We start from the raw sequence: 6,479 nt of genomic DNA, 5'->3' as shown, positions 1-6,479 counted from the left end.
AATACGTCACTTGGGGTAATTCCTTAACGTTCTCAGAGTATATAATCCAGCTGAAATGCATCTCCGCCTCTCACGCGAACCGATAGTGCGCGGACATTCGTCCCCTCAGTCTGCTACGCAGACAGCTCCCCTTTCGAGGGGAGCCGGACACTAGCCGCGAAGCGGCATTTCCATATCGAAAAAGCAGGCAATCCTTATGGATTCCTGCTTTTCAACTATTTCTAACGTCTAACGGCTAAAACCTCACTCCCCATACCCCATAGGATTATTTTTCTGCCACTTCCATGTGTCTCTGCACATATCCTCGAGGCTTCTCTTCGCATGCCAGCCGAGGATTTTCTGGGCTTTCGTGGAATCTGCCCAGAATTTCGGGAGGTCCCCGGCTCTTCTGGGACCGATTTCGTATTTCACTTTGACGCCAGTAGCGGATTCAAAGGCTTTGATGATATCCAGTACGCTGTAAGGGGTGCCGGTGCCCAGGTTGAATATTTCCACTCCTTTATGGTTTTCCGCATATTCCACGGCCTGTACGTGTCCATCGGCCAGGTCCATCACATGGATATAATCGCGGAGACAGGTGCCGTCGGGCGTCGGGTAATCTCCGCCGAAGACGGTCAGATGGTCTCTTCTGCCTACTGCCACCTGAGCGATGTAGGGCATGAGGTTATTCGGGATGCCCTGGGGATCTTCGCCGATCCGTCCGCTTTCATGGGCTCCGATAGGGTTGAAATAGCGGAGAAGGATGACTGTAAGCTCCGGATTAGCCTTGGCCGCATCTTCCAGTATTTCTTCCATCATCACTTTCGTCCAGCCGTAAGGATTCGAGCAGCTGCCCCGCTTCATGGTTTCCACATAGGGCGGATCGTTTTCTTCTCCGTAGACAGTAGCGGAAGAAGAAAATACAAACCGCGTGCAGCCTGCTTCTTCCATACATTCCAGCAGGGTGAGGGTGGTATCTATATTATTTCTATAATATTTAAGAGGCAGGCGGACCGATTCGCCCACAGCCTTGAGTCCTGCGAAGTGGATCACACAGTCGATGTCATTTTCTTTGAAAATCTGACGGACCTTTTCCTTATCCTTCACATCCGCCTCATAGGAAATAACCTTCTTCCCGCCAAGCTCCTCCACCCGCCGGATCGCCTCCGGAGAAGAATTGGAAAAATCATCCACAATAATGACCTCATGGCCCGCCTTCAAAAGCTGCACAGCTGTATGAGACCCGATATATCCGGCACCGCCGGCTAAGAGTACGTTCATATTGATATCCTTTCGTAGAAATACTTCACTGGTGAAACTTACTCTTCATTATACCATTTCACAAGTAGACATACAAAAAGACGCCCGGGGCGCCTCTTTTACGCTGTAAAGAATATTTCCAGTCCAATCCCTATGAGAATCAGTCCGCCTACGATTGTCGCCTTATCTGCCAGCTTCATGCCAAAGTGGCGGCCCAGGATGATTCCGGCAATGCAGATGAAAAACGTCACTACGCCGATGATGATACTGGCGAAAAAAGCCGCTCTTACATTATATTCAGCAATCGTAAATCCCACAGAAAGCGCATCGATAGAAGTGGCGATTCCCTGGATAAAAAGCACCTTGAAACTCGTAGCCGACTGGATTTCCTCCTCTTCTCCCGAAAGACCATCTTTGATCATATTTCCACCCAGAGCCAGGAGAAGAATCAGCGCAATCCAGGGGATGTAGGGAAGGATACTGTGAAATAATTCTACCACCCAGTTGACGCAGAACCAGCCGGTCATGGGCATGAACCACTGGAAGAAACCGAAGGTCCCCGCAATAAGACACATCTTCCGCCATTTCATATAATGCTCATGAATGCCATTCGCCAGAGATACCGAAAAAGCATCCATGGCCAAACCAATGCCAAGTAATATGCTGTTTATGATAAAGGCCATAATGATCACCAACTGTAATTAATATTCCCATTGAAGTTGCCAGTTACCAGAGTCCACGCAGCTTCATGGTCATCTGGTGCAGGAACGGATTGTGTTTGTTCGCATTAAAGTTGCCAGTTGCCAGAGTCCGCGCAGGTGCAGAGGCATTTGTCATGAAAATGAATTGTGTAAAATCGCATTGAAGCTGCCAGTTGCCAGAGTCTGCGCAGCTGCGGAGTCATATGTCATGAAAACAAATTGTGCGAAATCGTCTTGAAGCTGTCAGACTCGGATTACCTATGATCTCATGAGACTTGCTGAAGGTTTCCAATTACAGGAATATATTAATTTTTCTCCTCTGCTGTTCGTTGACGAAGATATCTGATCAATCCATTTATCATTTGTCTTACTTCAGAATTGAGTTCAAGCGTTGGCTTTATTTGTTCATATGTGAAGAAATTAAGATCTTTGCAGAGAATAAGTTGATTTTCCAATTCTGAAGAGGATGCTTTGGCGAACTCGAGGAAATGTATAAATTCTTTATAGTGATATCTCTCTGAACCTTCTGTAATATTGGATGAAACAGAAACAGCAGCTCTTTGCATTTGGCTTCTTAGTCCGAATTTCTCATAGTCCGGCAAATTTTGACAAAGCAAATAGACCTGCCTCGTAACCTGCCTGGATTTATGCCATACTTTTAGGTTTCTGTAATCTGACATAATTGCTTCTCCTGTCACCTGAAGGTATCTTGCACATGATGGGTATACTGGCAACTGGTAACTGGCAACTTTAATGCTTGTTATAACAAAAAAGACTCAGGCACGATCAATTCGCACCCGAGTCTCGCAATTTCAAGATTAGCCAGGCAAAGCCAGTATGTTGACTATCTCCACAGAGTGGCTGCTACTCCCTCAGTTATTGAGAATGATAGCATGTTTAAAAGCCTTTGTCAAAGAAACCATCCGATAAAATCAGAACATTTTCGTATCGATACCTATTCTCAATTAAACGTGCTGGAAATAAAAACTCCTATCTCCTTACCCGGCACATGTGAGATCAACTTCCAAAAGGTATTCATGCCAAAAGACACAAACGGCTAGACGCGGGCTCTCCCTGGGGAACACCGCGAAGCGGTGAGAGGGGAGATGGGAATGAGACAGACGATAAGCAGCAATAATAGATTCAGACCATATTCATGTCGGATTCCTCCCCCCCTCAGACGCCTACGGCGCCAGCTCCCCCAAGGGGGAGCCTGACCGCATAAGTATGTAGGCACATATGGGGCTAACTGACGAAACGTACAAGGACTAAAAGCCTCTAAAGTTGATCAGGAGGCTCTCCCTCGGGGAGAGCTCCGCGACAGCGGTGAGAGGGGAGCGATGGTAATGTGTCAGACGATAAGCAGCAGCTATATACTCATCCATATTTTCGGATTCCTCCCCCCTCAGTCTGCTGCGCAGCCAGCTCCCCCAGGGGGGAGCCTGGTCGCTATCGTTAAAAACTACATATGGGGCTAACTGACGAAACGTACAAGGACTAAAAGTCTCTATCGTTGATCAGGAGGCTCTCCCCGGGGAGAGCTCCGCGAAGCGGTGAGAGGGGAGTGGCGGGAATGAGATAGACGATAAGCAGCACTAATAGACTCAGACCATATTCACGCCGGATTCCTCCCCCCTCAGTCTGCTACGCAGCCAGCTCCCCCAAGGGGGAGCCTGGTCGCATAAGTTTAAGAGCACACATGAGGCTGACTGACGAAACGTACAAGTACCAAAAACCTCTAACGTTGATCAGGAGGCTCTCCCTCGGGGAGAGCTCCGCGAAGCGGTGAGAGGGGAGTGAAGGGAATGAGATAGACGATAAGCAGCACTAATAGACTCAGACCATATTCACGCCGGATTCCTCCCCCCTCAGTCTGCTGCGCAGCCAGCTCCCCCAGGGGGGAGCCGGACCGCATAAGTTTAAGAGCACACATGAGGCTGACTGACGAAACGTACAAGTACCAAAAACCTCTAACGTTGATCAGGAGGCTCTCCCTGGGGAGAGCTCCGCGAAGCGGTGAGAGGGGAGTGGCGGGAATGAGATAGACAATAAGCAGCACTAATAGATTCAGACCATATTCACGCCGGATTCCTCCCCCTCAGACGCCTACGGCGCCAGCTCCCCCAAGGGGGAGCCTGATCGCATAAGTTTAAGAGCACACATGAGGCTAACTGACGAAACGTACAAGGACTAAAAGTCTCTATCGTTGATCAGGAGGCTCTCCCCGGGGAGAGCTCCGCGACAGCGGTGAGAGGGGAGTGTAGTGGGAAAGTGCTAAACGTGAAGTGCCACATTTTTACGCTGACGATTTTCACAAACCATCGTTCCCCCCTCAGACTGCCTGCGCAGCCAGCTCCCCCCAGGGGGGAGCCTGACCGGTCAAAAGGGAAATTTCTACCCCATCATCCTTTTCTTAAAGCGAAAACCTCTGCTATACTGATAGAAAAAGCCGGAGGTGATGAGATTGAAAGACTTTAATTACTGGAAATGGCTGGCGGATCCTTTTGAATTCTATGAGAAAGTAGAAGGCATGAATGCGCCGGTGAGCGAAGAAATGAAGAAAAAGAGAAAAGAACTCCGGCAGCATATGACAGTTGAAGAAAGAAACCTGTGGTACGGCTTTTTCCTCCATTACAAGAAATGGTCAGTCGATTTCATCCATCAGAAAGTAATCGGACATTATATTGTTGACTTCTTCTGCCCGGAACTGGGACTCATCATTGAAATTGACGGAGGACAGCACTTTACCGAAGAAGGAAGGAAATATGATGCCTGGCGCACCCGCCGGCTCCGGCACTGGGGCTTTGAAATCGTGAGATACTCCAATAAAGCAGTCAAAGAAAACTACCCCGGAGTCTGCCAGGATATAATCAATCGCGTCAACGCAAAGATAAACTAAAGACGGACTGACAAAGCGTGCTCGGGAAAATTGACTCTATCGTTGATCAGGAGGCTTCCCGAGGGGGAGCCTTTTCGCATAACAATATAGGCACATATAAGGCTAACTGACAAAACATACCCGGGAAAGATGACTATATCGTTGTTCAGGAGGCTCTCCCCGGGGAGAGCTCCGCGACAGCGGTGAGAGGGGAGTAGCGGGAATGTGCTAAACGTGAAGTGCCACATTTTTACGCTGACGATTTTCACAAAACATCGCTCCCCCCTCAGTCTGCTGCGCAGCCAGCTCCCCCAAGGGGGAGCCTGATCGCTATCGTTAAAAACTACATATGGGGCTAACTGACGAAACGTACAAGGACTAAAAGTCTCTAACGTTGATCAGGAGGCTCTCCCTCGGGGAACACCGCGAAGCGGTGAGAGGGGAGATGGGAATGTGATAGACGATAAGCAGCACTAATAGACTCAGACCATATTCACGTCGGATCCCTCCCCCCTCAGTCTGCTGCGCAGCCAGCTCCCCCAGGGGGGAGCCTGGTAGCTATCGTTAAAAACTACATATGGGGCTAACTGACAAAACGTGCAAGGACTAAAAGTCTCTAACGTTGATCAGGAGGCTCTCCCTCGGGGAGAGCTCCGCGACAGCGGTGAGAGGGGAGTGAAGGGAATGTGCTAAACGTGAAGTGCCACATTTTTACGCTGACGATTTTCACAAAACATCGCTCCCCCCTCAGTCTGCTGCGCAGCCAGCTCCCCCAGGGGGGAGCCTGACCGGCTGGCGGCGAAGCCGCCTTTTCGTGGGTGGGCGGGTGGGTATATGCGGCCTGCCGGAGGCTGACGTACGCCCGGCAACCGGGAGCTTCCATGCGCCCCGCTCCGGGAACCGGGAAATTTTATTTGAAAAAAATAATTAAATTCTAATAAAATAAATTTCGCTTTTTGCACTATATAGTCAGAGCAAACGAAATTCAACTGCAAGTCCCTGCCGTGGCCATTCTCAGAGAAGGCGGGGAAGGAGAAAATCTACGCTCACACATGGTACCATGAAAAAACGAAAAAGAAACACGCCGACATTGGAAAAAACCTCGAAAGCAGTGGGGATTGTGCACCCTGCTGCCTTTCGGGGCTTTTTTTATTATCTGAAGACACTGATTTTTAAGCGGCACACCTGGAAGTTCCCGGTTTTCCATCAGCCCGCCCTTCTTCACGCCCTGCGGGCCAAAAGAAAAGCCGCGAAGCGGCAGTTCGGTCAATCCACCCTTGATAAGGGGGGATGCCCCGAAGGGGCAGGGGGGAAGATTTATGCTTAGAGCAAAATGAGCTTTTCAACCGGAAATGCAGAGAAACGTCAATCATCCCATCCGTCACTGCGTGACACCCCATCAGGGGAAGGTTGACCGATTTGGCGGCGAAGCCGCCTGATCGTGGGTGGGCGGGCGGGCCGATGCGACCCGCCGAAGGCTGAAGCGGGACTCGGAACTCGGAACTTCCATGCGCCCTGCCGAAGGCTGAAGCGGGACTCGGAACTCGGAACTTCCATGCGCCCCTTTCCGGAACTCCCATGAAAATAAATACTCGCGGCGCTTTATAATTTTATGCGCCGCACCTACACGATAGTCACGCCAGTCACGATAATCACGATGC

The 6,479-nt window shown here is 49.9% G+C and carries 5 protein-coding genes; 2 read left to right on the top strand and 3 right to left on the bottom strand.

What is annotated here, in order from left to right; all coding sequences use genetic code 11:
• Positions 1-243 precede the first annotated feature (243 nt).
• From galE to QZN42_RS04835, 3 genes are all read right to left on the bottom strand, one after another.
• A complete protein-coding gene (gene galE / locus QZN42_RS04845; RefSeq protein ID WP_296954786.1) occupies positions 244-1,260 on the bottom strand; it encodes a UDP-glucose 4-epimerase GalE in 1,017 nt (338 codons plus the stop codon).
• Between the two features lie 98 nt (positions 1,261-1,358).
• Positions 1,359-1,922, bottom strand: coding sequence for a manganese efflux pump (locus QZN42_RS04840; RefSeq protein WP_296954784.1), 564 nt, complete (start codon positions 1,920-1,922; stop codon positions 1,359-1,361).
• A 323-nt stretch (positions 1,923-2,245) separates the two neighbouring features.
• Entirely contained in the window at positions 2,246-2,620 is a 375-nt protein-coding gene (locus tag QZN42_RS04835) for a four helix bundle protein (protein WP_296954782.1), read from the bottom strand.
• Between the two features lie 1,784 nt (positions 2,621-4,404).
• Here QZN42_RS04835 and QZN42_RS04830 point away from each other — a divergent pair.
• Positions 4,405-4,839, top strand: a complete 435-nt coding sequence (locus tag QZN42_RS04830; protein ID WP_296954780.1) for an endonuclease domain-containing protein — start codon at positions 4,405-4,407, stop codon at positions 4,837-4,839.
• A 1,039-nt stretch (positions 4,840-5,878) separates the two neighbouring features.
• Complete coding sequence (locus QZN42_RS04825; RefSeq protein WP_296954778.1) at positions 5,879-6,145, top strand: hypothetical protein; 267 nt, start codon at positions 5,879-5,881, stop codon at positions 6,143-6,145.
• Positions 6,146-6,479: the final 334 nt, after the last annotated feature.

The sequence above is a fragment of the uncultured Dialister sp. genome, from assembly GCA_900314595.1.
Taxonomy (GTDB): Bacteria; Bacillota; Negativicutes; order Veillonellales; family Dialisteraceae; genus Dialister.
The sequence above is the reverse complement of the archived record's forward strand: the minus strand, read 5'-3'. Positions and strand labels throughout refer to the sequence as shown.

What these genes read in the sequence shown, in the direction of transcription:
- QZN42_RS04835 (WP_296954782.1), bottom strand. Translation starts at nt 2,620, where the DNA reads ATGTCAGATTACAGAAACCTAAAAGTATGGCATAAATCCAGGCAGGTT.
- QZN42_RS04840 (WP_296954784.1), bottom strand. Translation starts at nt 1,922, where the DNA reads ATGGCCTTTATCATAAACAGCATATTACTTGGCATTGGTTTGGCCATG.
- galE (WP_296954786.1), bottom strand. Translation starts at nt 1,260, where the DNA reads ATGAACGTACTCTTAGCCGGCGGTGCCGGATATATCGGGTCTCATACA.
- QZN42_RS04825 (WP_296954778.1), top strand. Translation starts at nt 5,879, where the DNA reads ATGAAAAAACGAAAAAGAAACACGCCGACATTGGAAAAAACCTCGAAA.